Annotated in this window: 18 protein-coding genes and 1 pseudogene; 10 read left to right on the forward strand and 9 right to left on the reverse strand. The window is 31.9% G+C overall.

Annotation, left to right across the window (positions count from 1 at the left end):
- The 10 genes and pseudogenes from ACXJH6_RS04140 to ACXJH6_RS04185 form a co-directional block, all read left to right on the forward strand.
- Nucleotides 1-300 (forward strand): 3-isopropylmalate dehydratase small subunit (locus tag ACXJH6_RS04140; RefSeq protein ID WP_503417177.1); only part of this gene is annotated, 300 nt, incomplete at its 5' end.
- Nucleotides 287-1,351 (forward strand): 3-isopropylmalate dehydrogenase, encoded by a 1,065-nt coding sequence (leuB, locus tag ACXJH6_RS04145; protein WP_456470501.1) that lies wholly within the window; start codon nucleotides 287-289, stop codon nucleotides 1,349-1,351. The genes ACXJH6_RS04140 and leuB, both read left to right, overlap by 14 nt.
- A complete protein-coding gene (locus ACXJH6_RS04150) occupies nucleotides 1,338-1,577 on the forward strand; it encodes a tetratricopeptide repeat protein (RefSeq protein WP_456470502.1) in 240 nt (79 codons plus the stop codon). Before leuB ends, ACXJH6_RS04150 begins: the two co-directional genes overlap by 14 nt.
- Nucleotides 1,577-1,825: a CiaD-like domain-containing protein gene (locus tag ACXJH6_RS04155; protein WP_456470503.1), complete on the forward strand. Its 249-nt coding sequence runs from the start codon at nucleotides 1,577-1,579 to the stop codon at nucleotides 1,823-1,825. Before ACXJH6_RS04150 ends, ACXJH6_RS04155 begins: the two co-directional genes overlap by 1 nt.
- Before the next feature lie 10 nt (nucleotides 1,826-1,835).
- Nucleotides 1,836-2,894, forward strand: coding sequence for a tRNA nucleotidyltransferase/poly(A) polymerase family protein (locus ACXJH6_RS04160; protein WP_456470504.1), 1,059 nt, complete (start codon nucleotides 1,836-1,838; stop codon nucleotides 2,892-2,894).
- Between the two features lie 161 nt (nucleotides 2,895-3,055).
- Nucleotides 3,056-4,474: pseudogene (locus tag ACXJH6_RS04165) on the forward strand (methyl-accepting chemotaxis protein); the annotation flags it as partial.
- A gap of 222 nt (nucleotides 4,475-4,696) precedes the next feature.
- Complete coding sequence (gene purU, locus ACXJH6_RS04170) at nucleotides 4,697-5,524, forward strand: formyltetrahydrofolate deformylase (RefSeq protein WP_456470505.1); 828 nt, start codon at nucleotides 4,697-4,699, stop codon at nucleotides 5,522-5,524.
- A gap of 9 nt (nucleotides 5,525-5,533) precedes the next feature.
- A complete protein-coding gene (locus tag ACXJH6_RS04175; RefSeq protein WP_456470506.1) occupies nucleotides 5,534-5,665 on the forward strand; it encodes a flagellar M-ring protein FliF in 132 nt (43 codons plus the stop codon).
- Entirely contained in the window at nucleotides 5,658-6,128 is a 471-nt protein-coding gene (locus ACXJH6_RS04180; protein ID WP_456470507.1) for a tRNA (cytidine(34)-2'-O)-methyltransferase, read from the forward strand. The genes ACXJH6_RS04175 and ACXJH6_RS04180 overlap by 8 nt, the downstream gene beginning before the upstream one ends.
- A gap of 63 nt (nucleotides 6,129-6,191) precedes the next feature.
- The gene (locus ACXJH6_RS04185) at nucleotides 6,192-6,566 is read left to right on the forward strand and encodes a nitrous oxide-stimulated promoter family protein (protein ID WP_456470508.1); all 375 of its coding nucleotides are present in this window, start codon (nucleotides 6,192-6,194) and stop codon (nucleotides 6,564-6,566) included.
- On the opposite strand, the gene holA is transcribed toward ACXJH6_RS04185, so the two are convergent.
- The 9 genes from holA to hslU are packed head-to-tail and all read right to left on the reverse strand — an operon-like array spanning nucleotide 6,532 to nucleotide 15,622.
- On the reverse strand, nucleotides 6,532-7,449 hold the full coding sequence (holA, locus tag ACXJH6_RS04190) for a DNA polymerase III subunit delta (RefSeq protein WP_456470509.1): 918 nt from the start codon (nucleotides 7,447-7,449) through the stop codon (nucleotides 6,532-6,534). The genes ACXJH6_RS04185 and holA overlap by 35 nt on opposite strands.
- Nucleotide 7,450: 1 nt before the next feature.
- Complete coding sequence (locus ACXJH6_RS04195) at nucleotides 7,451-9,403, reverse strand: ribonuclease R family protein (RefSeq protein WP_456470510.1); 1,953 nt, start codon at nucleotides 9,401-9,403, stop codon at nucleotides 7,451-7,453.
- On the reverse strand, nucleotides 9,400-10,203 hold the full coding sequence (locus tag ACXJH6_RS04200) for an HDOD domain-containing protein (RefSeq protein ID WP_456470511.1): 804 nt from the start codon (nucleotides 10,201-10,203) through the stop codon (nucleotides 9,400-9,402). The genes ACXJH6_RS04195 and ACXJH6_RS04200 overlap by 4 nt, the downstream gene beginning before the upstream one ends.
- Before the next feature lie 30 nt (nucleotides 10,204-10,233).
- Nucleotides 10,234-11,502, reverse strand: coding sequence for a type II secretion system protein GspD (locus ACXJH6_RS04205; RefSeq protein WP_456470512.1), 1,269 nt, complete (start codon nucleotides 11,500-11,502; stop codon nucleotides 10,234-10,236).
- The gene (locus ACXJH6_RS04210; RefSeq protein ID WP_456470513.1) at nucleotides 11,503-11,793 is read right to left on the reverse strand and encodes a hypothetical protein; all 291 of its coding nucleotides are present in this window, start codon (nucleotides 11,791-11,793) and stop codon (nucleotides 11,503-11,505) included.
- Nucleotides 11,790-12,242 (reverse strand): hypothetical protein, encoded by a 453-nt coding sequence (locus tag ACXJH6_RS04215; RefSeq protein WP_456470514.1) that lies wholly within the window; start codon nucleotides 12,240-12,242, stop codon nucleotides 11,790-11,792. Before ACXJH6_RS04215 ends, ACXJH6_RS04210 begins: the two co-directional genes overlap by 4 nt.
- Nucleotides 12,239-13,456, reverse strand: a complete 1,218-nt coding sequence (locus tag ACXJH6_RS04220) for a hypothetical protein (RefSeq protein WP_456470515.1) — start codon at nucleotides 13,454-13,456, stop codon at nucleotides 12,239-12,241. Before ACXJH6_RS04220 ends, ACXJH6_RS04215 begins: the two co-directional genes overlap by 4 nt.
- Nucleotides 13,428-14,306 carry a GTPase Era gene (gene era, locus ACXJH6_RS04225; protein WP_456470516.1) on the reverse strand — a complete coding sequence of 293 codons (879 nt, stop codon included), beginning with the start codon at nucleotides 14,304-14,306 and terminating at the stop codon, nucleotides 13,428-13,430. Before era ends, ACXJH6_RS04220 begins: the two co-directional genes overlap by 29 nt.
- 8 nt (nucleotides 14,307-14,314) lie before the next feature.
- Nucleotides 14,315-15,622: an ATP-dependent protease ATPase subunit HslU gene (hslU, locus tag ACXJH6_RS04230; protein ID WP_456470559.1), complete on the reverse strand. Its 1,308-nt coding sequence runs from the start codon at nucleotides 15,620-15,622 to the stop codon at nucleotides 14,315-14,317.

Consider the following 15,622-nt stretch of genomic DNA (forward strand, 5'->3'; position numbering starts at 1 on the left):
GCTCCAATAGCCCTTAAAGCGGCGGGAGTTGCGGCGGTTATAGCAAAAAGTTTTGCAAGAATTTTTTACAGAAACAGTTTTAACATGGGGCTTCCTATTTTTGAACTACTTGAGAGCGATGAAATAAAAGAAGGCGAACTTGTTAAAATAGACCTTGATAAAGGAATAGTCCATAATATAGATACAGGAAAAGAGTATAAATTCGCCCCTATTCCTCCTTTTATGCAAGAACTTATTGCCGCTGGAGGACTTATTAACTACGCAAAAGAAATGATAAAGGAAAAAAATGAGAAGTTATAAAATAGCCGTATTAAAAGGCGACGGCATAGGTCCGGAAATAGTAGATGAAGCAATAAAGGTATTGGATGCGGTTGCAAGTAAAGAAGGTTTTGATTTGGAATATAACGAGTATCTGCTCGGGGGTGCCGCGGTTGATGTGTTTAACAATCCCTGCCCTGATGAAACAATTAAAGGATGTATGAATTCCGATGCCATTTTATTCGGAGCTATAGGAGGACCTAAGTGGGACGCTCTTCCTAAGGAAAAAAGACCCGAAAGCGGACTTTTAAAACTTAGAAAATCGTTAGGGCTTTTTGCAAATATAAGACCTGCCATTATTTTTGACGAACTTGTAAATGCTTCAAGCCTTAAACCTGAAGTCATAAAAGGCGTTGATTTGGAAGTGGTAAGAGAACTTACCGGGGGTATATATTTCGGAGAGCCGAGATATAAAGACGACAATAAAGCCTATAATACAATGATTTATACAAGAGATGAAATAGAAAGAATAGCTCATGTAGCGTTTAAAGAAGCACAAAAAAGAAGAAAAAAAGTAACTTCAGTAGATAAAGCAAACGTTCTTGAGGTAAGCGAACTGTGGAGAGAAGTTGTAAGCGAAGTAGCCAAAGAATATCCTGATGTGGAACTTGAACATATGTATGTGGACAATGCGGCTATGCAGCTGGTAAGAGACCCTAAACAGTTTGATGTTATTTTAACAGGAAATATTTTCGGAGATATTCTAAGTGACGAAGCAAGTATGATTGTAGGAAGTATAGGGCTTCTTCCAAGTGCGAGTATAGGAGGGAAAGTGGGACTTTTTGAACCTATTCACGGAAGCGCTCCGGATATTGCCGGACAGGGAATAGCAAATCCTATAGCTACAATACTTAGTGCCGCTATGATGCTTGATTATTTAGGAGAAAACAGGGGAGCAAACAAAATAAGAGAGGCTATTAAAAAAGTGCTTGCGGAAGGATATAGAACAAAAGACATTGCCAATTTCGACGCAAAAGAAGTGGTAACCACATCTGAAATGGGAAGTTTAATAGCAGAACATGCCGCTAACTAAAACATACGCTCAAATACTTGAAAACCAGGGTTTTAAATATGAAGCCCTGGAAATTTATAAAAAACTGTTAAAAAAATATCCAAACGACAAAGAGCTTAAAGAAGCCATAACAAGATTGAAATCAAGAAAAAAATTCAAAGGTGTAAACATTATAAAGTTACAGGAATTTGATAAAATAAACCAAAAAAACAGATATGAATTCGAAAAATGGCTAAGTGAGATATAATGGACTTAAAAGAAACAATACTTGAAACGCTTCAGGAAATAGAAGAAGAAGAGTTTTTAGAAGAGATAAACGAAAAAAAAACGGAATGCGATAAAGAGTTTTTAAGACATATTAAAGAAAGAATTTTAGTATTGTTTGACGGTCTTCAATCACCAAACACTCAAAATATCGACGTTAAACTAGACGTTACGTTAAACTTTTTGGAATATCTTCTTGCCAAAATAGATGAAAAACTCTCACAAAAGTGAAAAGTTAAAAGTGAAAAATGAAAAGTTTGAAGATTTAAAGTTTTTAAAAAAATTTTTTGCTCCATATACTTCCCGAGTATATCTTGTCGGAGGATGCGTAAGAGACAAAATACTCGGAATTACTCCAAAAGAGTATGATTTAGAAGTTTATGATATTAATCCCGAAAAATTTGACTCTCTTATGAAAAAACTCGGCGCTAAAGGAGTTGGAAAAAGTTTTTTCGTATATAAATGGAAAAACTTCGATATTGCCCTACCAAGGATTGAAAGTAAAATATCAAAAGGACATAAAGGATTTAAAGTCTTTATAACACAGGATGAAAAAACAGCCTCAAAAAGACGCGATTTTACCATGAACGCTTTAATGCAAAACATCTATACCGGCAAAATTCTTGATTTTTGGGGAGGAATTAACGATATTAAAAAAAGAATAATCCGTCATATAGATGATAAAACTTTTACTGAAGACTCTTTAAGAGTTTTAAGGGCTATGCAGTTTTCATCAAGACTAAAATTTAAAGTTGCAGATAAAACAATCAAACTGTGCAGATTAATAGACCTAAGCGATTTAAGCCGTGAGAGAATTTATATGGAGTTTGAAAAGATGTTTAAATCAAATTATCTTTATTACGGCTTTTATTATTTCATAACTTTATGTATTGCAAAAAAACTTTTTAACCTAACATTCAGTAAAAAAGACTTTTTTTATTTGGCAAAAATCTACAAACACAATCCAATCGAAAGTTTTTTTCTTTATCATTTGATTTATTATAAACATTTAAATCATGCAAAAGTTATTAAGATTCTTAATCTTCCAAACCGTCTAAAAAGAGAAATAAAAATCAAAAAACGTCCAAAAAAAGTTACAAACAGATTTCTTTATGCTCTTGCACTTAAATATCCGCTAAAAACTTTTTCAATTCTTAACCTCAACTGCTGTGAGGAGTGGATAAAAAAAGAGAATCTATGGGATAAAAAATACCGTCCAAAACACATTGACCCTAAAAATCCACGAAAATCAATTCTAGAAGAAATAAGAAACTATCCTGTAGAAATTATTTTCTATTAAGTTTTAATCTTTTTTTTTGTATAATTCCCCATACAAGTTGCTAAGGAGAAAAAATGTCTTCCAAAACCAAAATTATTCTTATAATCATAAGTGCATTTATCATTATTTTAATTCCCGGATACTTTGTAATTCAAAACCAATTAAAAGAACTTGCCATAAATGAAGGAGTTGATAAAGCTAGAAAAGCGGCCGAACAGTTAATCGCTATGAGACATTATATGGCAAAGGTGGCTCCTCACGTAACGGTTAAAGACGGTCTTTCAAGATGGGCTTGTACTCCAGCATTCTCGGGAAGAAACGTAGCCGCGGAAGTTACGCAAAAATCAGGATTTTATATTAAACAGACTTCTTTAAAATACAGAAACCCCCTAAATAAACCAAATAAAGATGAAATAAAAGTTCTAAAGCTTCTTGAAGAAAAAAAACTTCCTGAATACTGGGAAATAGCCAAAAATGAAAAAGGAGAAGAGATTATCAGATACGCAAAACCCCTTTACATAAAAAAAGTCTGTTTAAAATGTCATGGAATACCTTATAAAGAAGTTCCGGAAAATCTTTATAAAGCACTGGTAAAAGATTACGGAAATGTGGCGTTTAATTATAAAGTCGGAGATGTTAGGGGGATGGTAAGTGTTGAAGTTCCTATGAATCAGGTAAAAGGAGCCATTTCAAAAACTCAAAAAATAATGCTTATAGGCGGCATTCTGGCAATAATTGCATTTATAGCCATAATAAGCCTTTCAATTAACTTCTTCTTTGAGAGAAATATAATAAATCCGGTAAAAGAGTATGCGGAAATCTTATCTAAAAACGAGGACGATTTAAGCATTCATCTCCCTGAAAAAGGAACACCTGAAATAAGACTAATAGCAAAAGCAATTAACAATTTTATAACCAAACTCGCGGAATTAATCAGGAAAATAAAAACAATGCTGACAACAACTTCTTCAATAGCAAGAAAACTTGACGAAAATGCTCAAAAAATGGAAAAAAGCGTTAATAACCAATCAGCCCTAATCTCACAAATACAAAACAACAGCCAACAAATTGAAAAAGAAGTGGATTCAGCCGAAGAAAAAGTGCAAAAAACCGTAGAAGATATCAATAAAACCCAGTATATTTTGGAAGATACGGTAAACACATTAAAAGAAGTAGTTGAAAAAATAGAATTTGAAAAAGAAAAAGAGAATGAAATAGCAAATCAGATAACATCTCTTGCAGACCAATCCCACCAGATAAAAGATATTATAAATATAATAAAAGAAATAGCAGACCAGACAAATTTACTGGCTCTTAATGCCGCAATAGAAGCCGCAAGGGCCGGAGAACATGGAAGAGGATTTGCCGTTGTTGCGGATGAAGTTAGAAAACTGGCTGAAAGAACTCAAAAATCATTAGGCGAAATAGACGCGGCTATAAATATAATCGTCCAGGGAATTATGCAGGCTCAAAAAGAGATAGAGGAAAAAGCAAAAGAATTTATATTTATTACAGACAAAACGGATATTCTGATAAATAAAACCGACTCTACTATGCACTCTCTAAGCAATACAATAGAAATTTCTTCAAAAGCACTAGAAGAAACGACAAAAACAAAAGAACATATAAAATCACTAATTAAAGCAATAGACGGTTTGGTAAATGAAAGTAAAGTATCTCAACACATTGCAAAAGATTTAAAATCTATTTCAAATCAGCTAAAAAACATTATTTCTCTTTTGGAAAAAGAAAGTTCTCACTTTAAACTTTAGTTTCTTTTTCTCCTCCTTTATATGATAAAATTTTAATTAAAAAGGCCTGATATGAAATATACTCTTTTAATTGACTGCGATGACAAAAAAGGTCTTGTTTATAAAATTTCCAAAGTTTTATATGAAAACGATTTTAATATAGAAACCCAACAGGAATTCGTTGATAAAGAAAACAATAAATTCTTTTTCCGTGCGGTAATTGTCGGTAAAGTGGATAAAGAAAAATTAAAAGAACAGATTTTAAAAGAAGTTCCCTGCGCAAACGTCAGAATCTATAAAAAAAGAAAAAAAAGACTTTTCCTTATGGCTACAAAAGAAGCCCACGCCCTTGGAGATATTTTAATTAAACAATATAGCGGTGATTTGGATGTGGAAATTTTAGGAGTAATCGCAAATAGAAACAATTTAAAAGATTTAGTGGAAAAATTCAACATTCCTTTTTACTACATTCCGGCCGAAGGTAAAAGCAGAGTAGAACATGAAAACGAAATGCTCAAAATTATAAAACCCACAAATCCTGATTTTATAATCCTGGCTAAATTTATGAGGATACTCACTCCCAATTTCGTAGAAGAGTTTCCAAACAAGATTATAAATATCCACCACTCTTTCCTGCCGGCTTTTATTGGGGCAAATCCCTATAAACAGGCATATGAGAGGGGAGTAAAAATTATAGGCGCTACAGCCCATTTCGTAAACAACAACCTCGACGACGGTCCCATAATAGAACAAGACGTTATAAGAGTAGACCATGAGATGAATTGGGAGGAGATGAGACTTCAGGGAAGAGATATAGAAAAAATAGTCTTAAGCAGAGCCATTAAGCTAGCAATTGAAGACAGAATATTTGTATATGCCAATAAAACCATCATATTATAAAGAGCGGCTGTGAACAATATAAACAAAGAAGAGATAAAATACCAAATAATAAAAGACAGATTAAAAAACGTATTTTCCAAAAAGCCCAAAGCTATAGCAAAAATTTTAGAACATCTGATAAAAAGGTCCAAACGTGTTTAACATAGTGCTGTTTAATCCTCAAATACCTCCTAACACGGGCAATATAGGAAGACTATGCGTAAACGCCGGGGCCTCTTTACATATCGTAAAACCTATAGGTTTTGATATAAGTGAAAAAGCCGTAAAAAGAGCGGGACTTGATTATTGGGATAACGTTGATTTAAAAATATGGGAAAGCACGGAAGAATTTTTAAACAATATCGATACTTCAAGATGTTTTTTTGCCACCACAAAAACAAATACCCCCTATTTTCAAAAAAACTATAAACCCGGAGATTATCTTATTTTCGGAAGTGAAACAAAAGGAATTGACGAAAATATCCTAAAACGATTCAAAGACCAGTGTATCACCATACCTATGACAAAAAAAGGCAGAAGTTTAAATCTTGCCGTAAGTACCGGCATTATTCTTTATGAAGCAATAAGACAAAACTTCCAGACATTTGTTGATTTAAATCAATGAATACATTGTTTAAAATATTATATACTTCTTTTGTTCTCCCCTACGAATGTTTAAAGGTTTAAAATGACTCCGGAAAAATTTGAAAATGAAATAAAAACCCTTGAAAAATTTTTTACCATTTTTTGTCATGATAAACATAAAGGACAGTTTTCAAAAACATATCATATCCCTTATAAAAATAAAACCTTCACTTTAACTCTTAACCTATGCGAAGAGTGTCACACTCTTATTCAATACTCTTTTTCAAAACTTCAAGAATGTCCCAACAACCCGAAACCGAGATGCAGAAACTGTCCAAACCCATGTTATGAAAAAAACAAATACAAACAGATGGCAAAAATGATGAGATACTCCGGAATGAAATTAGGAGTTACAAAAGCCGCAAAAAAAATAAAAAACTTATTTAAAAAGAAGCAAAAATTTTTAAATAACTCATAGCTTCCCAAAAAACAGCTTCTTTATTTTTTTCACTGCTTCTCATTTCAAGTTCGAATTTAAGAAGATTTTTTAAAAGTTCGTAAAAATCTTTTTCTTTAAATTTAATTGCAAGTTCAATTCTCTGTTTTTCTATATGAAAAGGAAGCTTATACCCAAGATATCCTTCAAGCGAAGAAGCACCCGTTTTTTTTATATATACATGGTATTCGAAAAGTTCTCTTACATATCTTATTATTGCCGGAATAATTCTTTTAAAATCGCTAATTTCCAAAAGGTTATTTAATTTTTCATAAAAATCCTCTCCTTTTAACACAGAAACGCTTAATTCCTCAAAAGACTCTTCCTTATATAAAAACACAAGTTTTTTAACGTCTTCCAAAGAAATATCCGAAGAATATAAAGAGAGTTTTTCTATTTCATATCTGAAAAAAGAAGGCTCTACCGCAGAAGCCAAATATAAAGAGGCCTCTTTTGAAATATTCACTCCGTATTCTTTTGAAAAAGCTCCTATAAATTCAAGTTTTTCTTTTAAATTCGGTTCAAAAAATCTTACAAAATTTTTTCCGAAAACATCCGGTTTTTTATCTCCGTAATAGAAGAAAAAAAGATAACTCCCTTTAGTATATTTAATAAGTTTTTCTATATTTGGAGGAACCTTTGAATGTTTTATTATTAAAACATTGATATCCCCGAAAAGAGAACTCTCACTAAGATGGGTTTTTGCCGTTTCAAAATCATAATCATCATAATACATTTTAATAATATTAGCGTTTTCAAATTGTTTCAAAATCTTTTTTTCATATTCTTGGAGATAAAAACTGTTTCCATATAACAACAAATGATGAGGTAATAGGCTTAATTTATCAAAATCTTTTTTATACATCTTAAACTTCCTCTTTATACGCCTTTCCCTTAATCTTAGCTGTTGCAATATTGCTGCTAAGAATTTCCACATCCACTTTCTCAAAAAGATTAAACTGTTCGGTATTTTTCAAAAACACCCTAGCTCCTAAAAGCTTGTCTTCTAAAATTTTGGCAATAGGAGGAATTTCTTTATCTTCAATTACGCCCTTATATTTATTGCCTATATGCAATGCGGCAAACCTTGCGTATTTTCTGTCATAAAAATCCCATTCTACTTTCATAGCTTCTCTTTCAAGCTCGCTGAGTTTAACCACGAGGGCTTCAACATTTCTCAGAATATAATCCACTATCTTTTGTTGATTTTTAATAGTGGCTTTAAGAAGCCTGTGTAAAATCAAATCGGGATATCTTCTAATAGGAGACGTAAAATGGGAATACCTCTCAAATCCAAGGGCAAAATGAGGAGTACATACGGCATCGTATCTTGCCTGCTGCTGAGAGCGTATAATAAGTTTATCCACAAATTTTTTAATTCCCATCTCTTTTGCCTGAGACTGAATTTTTTCAACCACTTTTACAAAATCTTTTTCATCTACATCCACATCTATTCCAAGAGCTCCAAGCTCGGTATAAAGTTCGTCCAGTGAAGTTTGAGAAGGCTTTTCATGAACCCTGAAAATCCCAAAATCAATCATTTTCGCCGCAGCCTGATTCGCAAGCAGCATACAGTCCTCTATCAGTTTATGGGAAGGGGTTTCCTTTTCTATTGTAACTTCTTTAATCATTCCATCTTCATCAAGACTCATTCTGATTTCGTCACTTTCAAATTCAAGACCTTTTTTAAGTCTTTTATGTCTTATATGTTTTATTTTTTCCCATAAAGGCATAAGCCATTCTAAAATCTTTTTATCGGTATCGTCTGTATTTTCAAATTTACCTTCCAAAAACTCGTCAACCCTGTCATACGAATATTTTCTGTGAGAATTTATAATTCCCTCAAAAAGTTCTTCTTTTATTACTTCGTAGTTATTATTAAGGGTTATTTTAAAAATAAAAGCAAGCCTGTCTTCATGCTCTTTTAAAGAACAGATATTTTCGCTAAGTTCCCTTGGAAGCATTGGAATGGATTTATGCGGAAAATATATACTAAAACCTCTCTCTTTAGCTTCCCTGTCTATATTTCCGTTTAAATACACATATTCGCTCACATCTGCAATAGCCACGTAAATTTCGTTTTTTTCTTTATCATAATAAATCGCATCGTCATGGTCTTTTGCCGTAGGCGGGTCGATTGTGCAAAAAGGAAGATTCGTCAAATCCACCCTCTCAGGATACATGGATTTATCCACATAATCTCCAAACGCTTTTGCTTCTTTAATCGCTTTTTTACTAAATTCCTCTTTTTTGTTATAAAGGGCTAAAGATATTTTTTCATCAACCCAAGGGTCGTCTAAAACTCCCAACACCTCTTCAATTTTTGCGGTATAGTTATTTACCTTAAATACCGCGCCTTCTGGCAGCTTTTTGAGTGTTTTTTTCTTTTCGTTTACAAATACGGGCTGGTCTGTTTTAACGTTTTTAAGTACAGGGATTTTTTTACCTTTTTTATATTCGTAAGTCAGATATACAACGCTGTATGCAAACGCTTTTTCCAAAATATAAACAACTTTTGCTTTAGGTCTTCCTTTTTTGTTTAAAAGCCTCTGGGCTATAACCAAATCTCCGTTACCAGCTCCATTTAAATGATGGGCTTCTATTAAATAATCTTTCTCTTTAACTCCTATGGGAATTAAAAAACCAAATCCTTTTTTGGTAACTTCCACTTTTCCTATTCTGTATTTTGATTTAAGCTGGACAATTTTACCATCCGTAACTATTCCCAGTGCTATTAAATCATTAACAATATCTCTTTTATCTCTTGGAATATCCTTTCGGTCTATTCCTTTTACTAATTTATAAGCAAATTCTTTCATTCATTTCCTTTTTCTAAAACTTCTAACGCTTTATTTAATTTTTCGATATCAAGATTATAATCCTGCGCTTTTTGAATTCCTTTTTGAACAGCCGTTTCAGTTTGCATATCAAGCAAATCTATAATCGTTCTTATAACGTCCAAACTTGCCGCACATTCTTTATAATTTGGAGCACTCAAAGGATTGTCTATATAAAATATCGGTTCTATTAACTCTTCTCCAAAATGCCAGTGTTTGAATATTTCAGCAGTAATTTCAGTAGCAGTAGCACCTATAAACTCTCTTTCGAGTTCTATTCTGTTTTCGTTGTTTAATCTTTCCCTAAACTCTTTATCTCTTCCCTCACCTACCAAAATAAGAGAGATTATCACCGCCCCTAAATCAATCAAAAAGGAATCTGTCGCAATTATATCAAGTTTGTCCCTTTTTGTCCTGTACCAGTTAAAAGCAAGAGCATTTCTTCTAATGCTTACGTCGTGAAACCGATTTTCGTCTATACCATACGCACTCAAATCAAACTTAAGATTATTCCTAACGGCAAAAGATATTACAAAACCTTTAACGGTCGTCATTCCAAAAAGACTTACGGCCTGGTCGACCGTTTTTATCTGTCTTGTAAATCCGTAAAGAGGAGAATTGGCAGCTTTTAAAAGATTGGCTATCAACATAGGGTCTTCTTTTATAACTTTTACCAAATCGGATATAGAAGAGTTAGGGTCGTTCGTAATTCTTTGAACTTCCATAACACTCTTAGGAAGAGGCGGAAGAGATTTTATCTGTTTTATTATTTTTTCGTTCATTTAACGCTCCTTTTTTAATATTATTATAATCTATTTTTTTAAAATTTTAGGAGTAATTACGAATACAAGCTCTTTTTTGTTGGATACCTTTTCTTTGGAAGAAAAAATATATTTTATTAAAGGAATTTCTTTTAAAACAGGAACGCCTTTTATTGTAAAAACCTCATCGGAACTTATAAGCCCTCCTAAAACAACCGTTTCGTTGTTTTTTATTTTTATAACGCTTTGCAAAACGTTATCTCTGGTATCAGGAGGCATTCCCCTGTTTTCATCGGTTAACTGGTTAATATCCCTAAAAGCGCTTATTTTTGGAGATATATTTAAAATAATTTCATTATTTTCCGTAATTTTAGGGGTAATATCCAGCACTACCCCCACAAATTTAGAGCCTATTGTATATTCGGTCTGAGGATTTCCGTTTTGGTCGTTAATTATTTTAGAAGCATATTTGTAATATACGGTATCTCCTATACTGATAATGGCTTTTTGATTATTAAGCGTAATGATTCTGGGATTAGAAAGAGAATTTACATTGCCGTTTTGAGATAAAAAATTTAAAAAAGCGTTTACGTTAAAAACCGAATAGTTAAAAACGCTGTTTTTACCGAAAATATTTCCGCTCCTTACCAAAACGCTTTTATCCAAAGAAAAAGACAAATCATTCCAGTTTATTCCGCTTGAACGGTTTTTAGAAAGTTCCACACTGTAAATTTTTACTTCAATCAATACTTCCTTATTTAAAGAATCTGTCAGACTTTTTACATATTTATCTACTCTTTTAAGCTCTCTTTTAGAACCTCTTACTATCAGCACTCCAGCCTCTTTATTAATTACCGCCATAGAAGAATTGGAATCACTTTTTAAAATATCCTTAATTTGAGAAAGTATCTTTCCCCAAAAATCAAACTTATAACTGCTAAAAACCTGATTATTCGTAGCGTTTAATACGGATGAGCCGTTAATAACGGAAGGAATAAAATCAAGAGAATATTTTTTTGTTTTTGAATATTTAACTTTTACAACCCTGCCTTTGATTTTAAAAAAAAGAAAATCTCCCAGCAGATAATCCAAAACTTTTCTTAAAGGTTGGTTTTTAAATTTGACATAAGGCATATTATGTCTCAAAAATTTTTCACTTTCTTCATCCATTACGGAAAGGTTATATCCGCATTCGTCAATTAAAATCCTTTCTAAAAACATCTTTTTAGAAATTCTGATATCTGATGAATTAATATAAGAAATTTTACATTCACCGGCAAAAATAAATATTCCTATTAAAAAAAACAAAATTTTTTTCATTTAATGCCTTTTTATTTTTAATTCCAAACCGTTTTTTAAAACTACCCTGTCAAAATAGACCTTTTTAATAACAGCTCCGCTTATTTTATCCCCTTTTTTATACCATAATGTCTTTTTATCACTTTTTATATAAGCGTACCCGTTTAACACACAAATCAGTTTATAATATCTATTTGTAGGAGTTTTAGTGATTTTTTTTATAAACGGGGATTTAAAAGAAGAATTTATTTCAAAATCTTTATAAAATTTATCATCGGCTAAAAGCAGGGAAAAAAACAGCAGCACTCTCAAAATGAAACACCAAAATATTTTACTGTAAATACGCCTCCGCTTTCGGATAAATTAAATTCATCCACATCTATAAGTTTTCGGCTTTTTTCTAAAAGATAAATACATTTCATAAATCCTTTGTAAGAATCGTTTATTTCCACTACAAAATTTCCTTTTTCATACACTCTACCGCTTTTAACAAAAGTGGTCTGTTCTATTTTACTGATGTTAGGACAGTTTTTAAGCTTATTGACAATCCAATTCTCATTTATAAATAAATTTTTTAATTTTTTAGTTTTTTCATTAAAAATCTTCTTATCCCTTTTTAATATTTCATTTTGTTTTTTTATAAGCTTCCTTTTATTTTCACAAATAATTTTCAATTCACGGTTGTTTTTGTTTAAAACAATCTGATAAACAATATCTCCTAAAACAACCCCGATAATAAAAATCCACACAAATTTTATCATTCAACAGCCTTAAAAGAAGCAATTACAAACCCGTTTTTTACCTTTAGAAAAAAATCTTTTATTTTAAAATTCTTTCTCATAAACGTCATAAAATCAAACAGAGAATTCTCATTTTCCGAATAAACTTCAAATAAAAAAACTCCTTTTTTAAACGACAGTTTCTTTAAGAAAACCCCGTATTTTTCAAAATTAACGCCAAATTCACTTAAACAAAGGCTTTTTGGTTTTTTGGAATTTATATTTTTAATTTCCGATATTAATGATTTATAGGACGTAACGGAAACAAGCTTTAATTTATTTAAGTTATCGTTTATTTTGAAATTAAATTTTACCAGCTCTTTTTTAAGCCTAATATTTTCTTGTTGTAATGAATAATGCCTTAAAATAACCACCGCTACCAGCAAAAAACTCAAACTTAACAAAAAAATATTTAACACTCTTTTTCTATTTTTTTCAAAAAAATTTTTTTTCCTTAAAAAAATAGAAAAATTGTAAACTCCTTGTTTATCATAAAGCGCCTGCTTAGCGCCCATCTCCAAAAAAATATCCGTACCTGATAGGTTAAAGTTTTCAAATCCTTCCAATTCCCTATCAATAAAAATTCTTTTAACTGAAATACCTAAATAATTTTCTACGCGTTTAATCTCTTTTTTTAAATCTTCACTTAAAAAATCGTTGTTTTCATATCCAAATAAAATATGGGATATAAAAATCAGTCTCCCGTTTTTATAAAAGGAAATCAACCCCTCTTTAGAAGAAAGCACAATAAAAGCGTCACACATTTTTTCCATTTTTTCGTATAAAACTTCAAAAGAAAAAGAAACAAAAGAGACATAATCTATATAAGACACTTTTTTTAAAACCTCTTTAAATTCGGCTTTCATATTTTTTTTAGTTACTGCCACACATGAAAACACAACCCTATCATACGTTTTAAAAAAAGTATATTTGACAATTTTCTCATCACTTCCGAATTCATCGGAAATTTTTATACCGACAAAAGAATCTATATCCTCTATTTCATTAAAAATCTCTTTTAAAACATCAAAATTGTAAAAAACGGCATTTTCAAAATAAAGATAAGAAACAATACACTCTTTTGTAAGAAATGAGCTTATTTTTTCGAATCTAGAAGAAAAATCAAAAAGAAAAGCCTCTTTTTTTATTCCTAAAATTTTTTTACATTTAATCAACTTCGTAACCAAGCTCTTCAAGCATACGCTTATTTTTACTCCAGCCCGGTACAACCTTTACATAAAGTTCTAAATATATTTTTTTACCGCTAAACTGTTCTAAAAGCTGTCTGGCATACGTTCCTATTTCTTTTATTTTGCGACCTTTTTTACCGATTATCATACCTTTTTGACTAGGTCTTTCCACTATAATCGTCGCATAAACCTTATCAAGGTTATCATACTCTTCTATTTTGTCTATAAGTACATCCGTTTCATAAGGCAGTTCGTCTCCTAGCTTTTCAAAAAGAGCCTCTCTTATAAGTTCTTTGTAAATATCCCTGATATGTTCCGTGGAGATAATCTCAGGGTCGTAATAATAAGGATGTTCGGGAAGGTGTTTTACTATTTCATCCAGCAACTCATCTTTACCTTTACCTTCTACAGCACTTATTGGAATAACAGCCAGCGCTTTCCCAAGAGATTTATACTCTTCTATTTTCTTTTGAACCTCTTCATCGCTTGCCAAATCCGTTTTCGTTAAAACCACTATATGGGGAATATTTTTTTTATTAAGTTCTAAAAACCACTTATACCCGTCCAAATCGTCTTTTACATCCGCTAAAAAAAGAACTAAATCACTATCACCTAACGCTTTTAAGGCTTCTTTTAACATAAATTTATTAAGAAGCTTTTCTTTTTCATGAAGACCCGGAGTATCAAGAAGAACAATCTGGTCATCTCCATGCATAACAATAGCATTGACTCTTTTCCTGCTGGCATTTGCTTTAGGAGAAACAAGAGCGATTTTTTCTCCTAAAAGCCAGTTAAGAAGTGTTGATTTACCGGCGTTTGGTTTTCCTAAAATTCCTACAAATCCGCTTTTTGGCATTAAATTCCTTATAAAATGTATTTTGTTATTTCTTCATTTTCCACTATATCATCAAGTCTTTCTTTAACATACTCTTTTGTAATTATAAAATCCTGACCTTTATACTCATCCGCATTAAAATTAATATCTTCAAGAACCTTTTCAACAACCGTGTGAAGACGTCTAGCTCCGATATCTTCCGTTTTTTCATTGGCTAAAAACGCATATCTTGCAATTTCTCTAAGCGCATCTTCTTCAAAAACAAGATTAACGCCTTCCACTTCAAGAAGTTTTTGATACTGTTTGATTAAAGAGTGTTTAGGACGTGTTAAAATTTGATATAAAGCTTCTTCATCAAGACTTTGAAGCTCGACTCTTAAAGGAAACCTACCCTGAAGTTCGGGAATTAAATCACTAGGCTTGCTTACATGAAAAGCACCTGCTGCTATAAATAAAATATGGTCCGTATTTACGTAGCCGTATTTTGTATTTACGGTAGAGCCTTCTACAATAGGTAACAAGTCCCGTTGAACTCCCTCTTTACTAGGGTCCTGGCGGGTATTTCCGGTAGCTGCGATTTTATCAATTTCATCTATAAAAATAATACCGTTTTCAGCTCTTTTTATAGCTTCTTTTTTAAGCTCTTCTTTATTTATAAACTTATCAGCAGCCTGACGTCTTAAAAGTTCTTTTGCTTCTTTTACTGTAACTTCTTTTTTTTCTTTACTTTTATTAAAAATTCCTATAATTTTTACGATACTCTCCTGAGCTTTTACCATATCAGGAGGAAGGGAATCGTCAAGTTCCATATTTTCATCCATTTCTACAGTAATTCTTAAATGGTCAACTTCTCCGCTTTTAACTTTTTCTTTCATTTTATTAAAAGTATGCTCATACTCTTTTTGTTTTTCTTCAGGAGCGTTTTTAGGAAGGGGCGGAATAAGCTTTTTAGTTATTTCATTGATAATGTCTTCTTCTATCTGCTCTTTTGACTGAGATTCCATTTCAGCCCTGACTAAATTCATAGAATTATTAACCAAATCCCTTATCATACTCTCAACATCACGCCCTACAAACCCTACTTCCGTATACTTGCTAGCCTCAACTTTTACAAAAGGGACTTTCATCATCTTAGCCATTCTTCTGGCAATTTCCGTTTTCCCAACACCAGTAGGCCCTATCATAAGAATATTTTTAGGCAGAATATCATCCTGCCACTCTTTTGGAAGTTTCATTCTTCTATATCTGTTTCTAAGAGCAATTGCTATTGTTTTTTTAGCGTCCTTTTGCCCTACCACATATTCGTCAAGATATTTTACAATCTCTTTTGGAGTCAT

The sequence above is a fragment of the Caminibacter sp. genome, from assembly GCF_053999135.1.

Bases quoted from the DNA above. Each gene is read 5' to 3' on its own strand.
- ACXJH6_RS04205 (WP_456470512.1), bottom strand. From the start codon at position 11,502: ATGAAAAAAATTTTGTTTTTTTTAATAGGAATATTTATTTTTGCCGGT.
- era (WP_456470516.1), bottom strand. From the start codon at position 14,306: ATGCCAAAAAGCGGATTTGTAGGAATTTTAGGAAAACCAAACGCCGGT.
- ACXJH6_RS04200 (WP_456470511.1), bottom strand. From the start codon at position 10,203: ATGAACGAAAAAATAATAAAACAGATAAAATCTCTTCCGCCTCTTCCT.
- purU (WP_456470505.1), top strand. From the start codon at position 4,697: ATGAAATATACTCTTTTAATTGACTGCGATGACAAAAAAGGTCTTGTT.
- ACXJH6_RS04215 (WP_456470514.1), bottom strand. From the start codon at position 12,242: ATGATAAAATTTGTGTGGATTTTTATTATCGGGGTTGTTTTAGGAGAT.
- ACXJH6_RS04155 (WP_456470503.1), top strand. From the start codon at position 1,577: ATGGACTTAAAAGAAACAATACTTGAAACGCTTCAGGAAATAGAAGAA.
- ACXJH6_RS04185 (WP_456470508.1), top strand. From the start codon at position 6,192: ATGACTCCGGAAAAATTTGAAAATGAAATAAAAACCCTTGAAAAATTT.
- ACXJH6_RS04150 (WP_456470502.1), top strand. From the start codon at position 1,338: ATGCCGCTAACTAAAACATACGCTCAAATACTTGAAAACCAGGGTTTT.
- ACXJH6_RS04195 (WP_456470510.1), bottom strand. From the start codon at position 9,403: ATGAAAGAATTTGCTTATAAATTAGTAAAAGGAATAGACCGAAAGGAT.
- hslU (WP_456470559.1), bottom strand. From the start codon at position 15,622: ATGACTCCAAAAGAGATTGTAAAATATCTTGACGAATATGTGGTAGGG.
- holA (WP_456470509.1), bottom strand. From the start codon at position 7,449: ATGTATAAAAAAGATTTTGATAAATTAAGCCTATTACCTCATCATTTG.
- leuB (WP_456470501.1), top strand. From the start codon at position 287: ATGAGAAGTTATAAAATAGCCGTATTAAAAGGCGACGGCATAGGTCCG.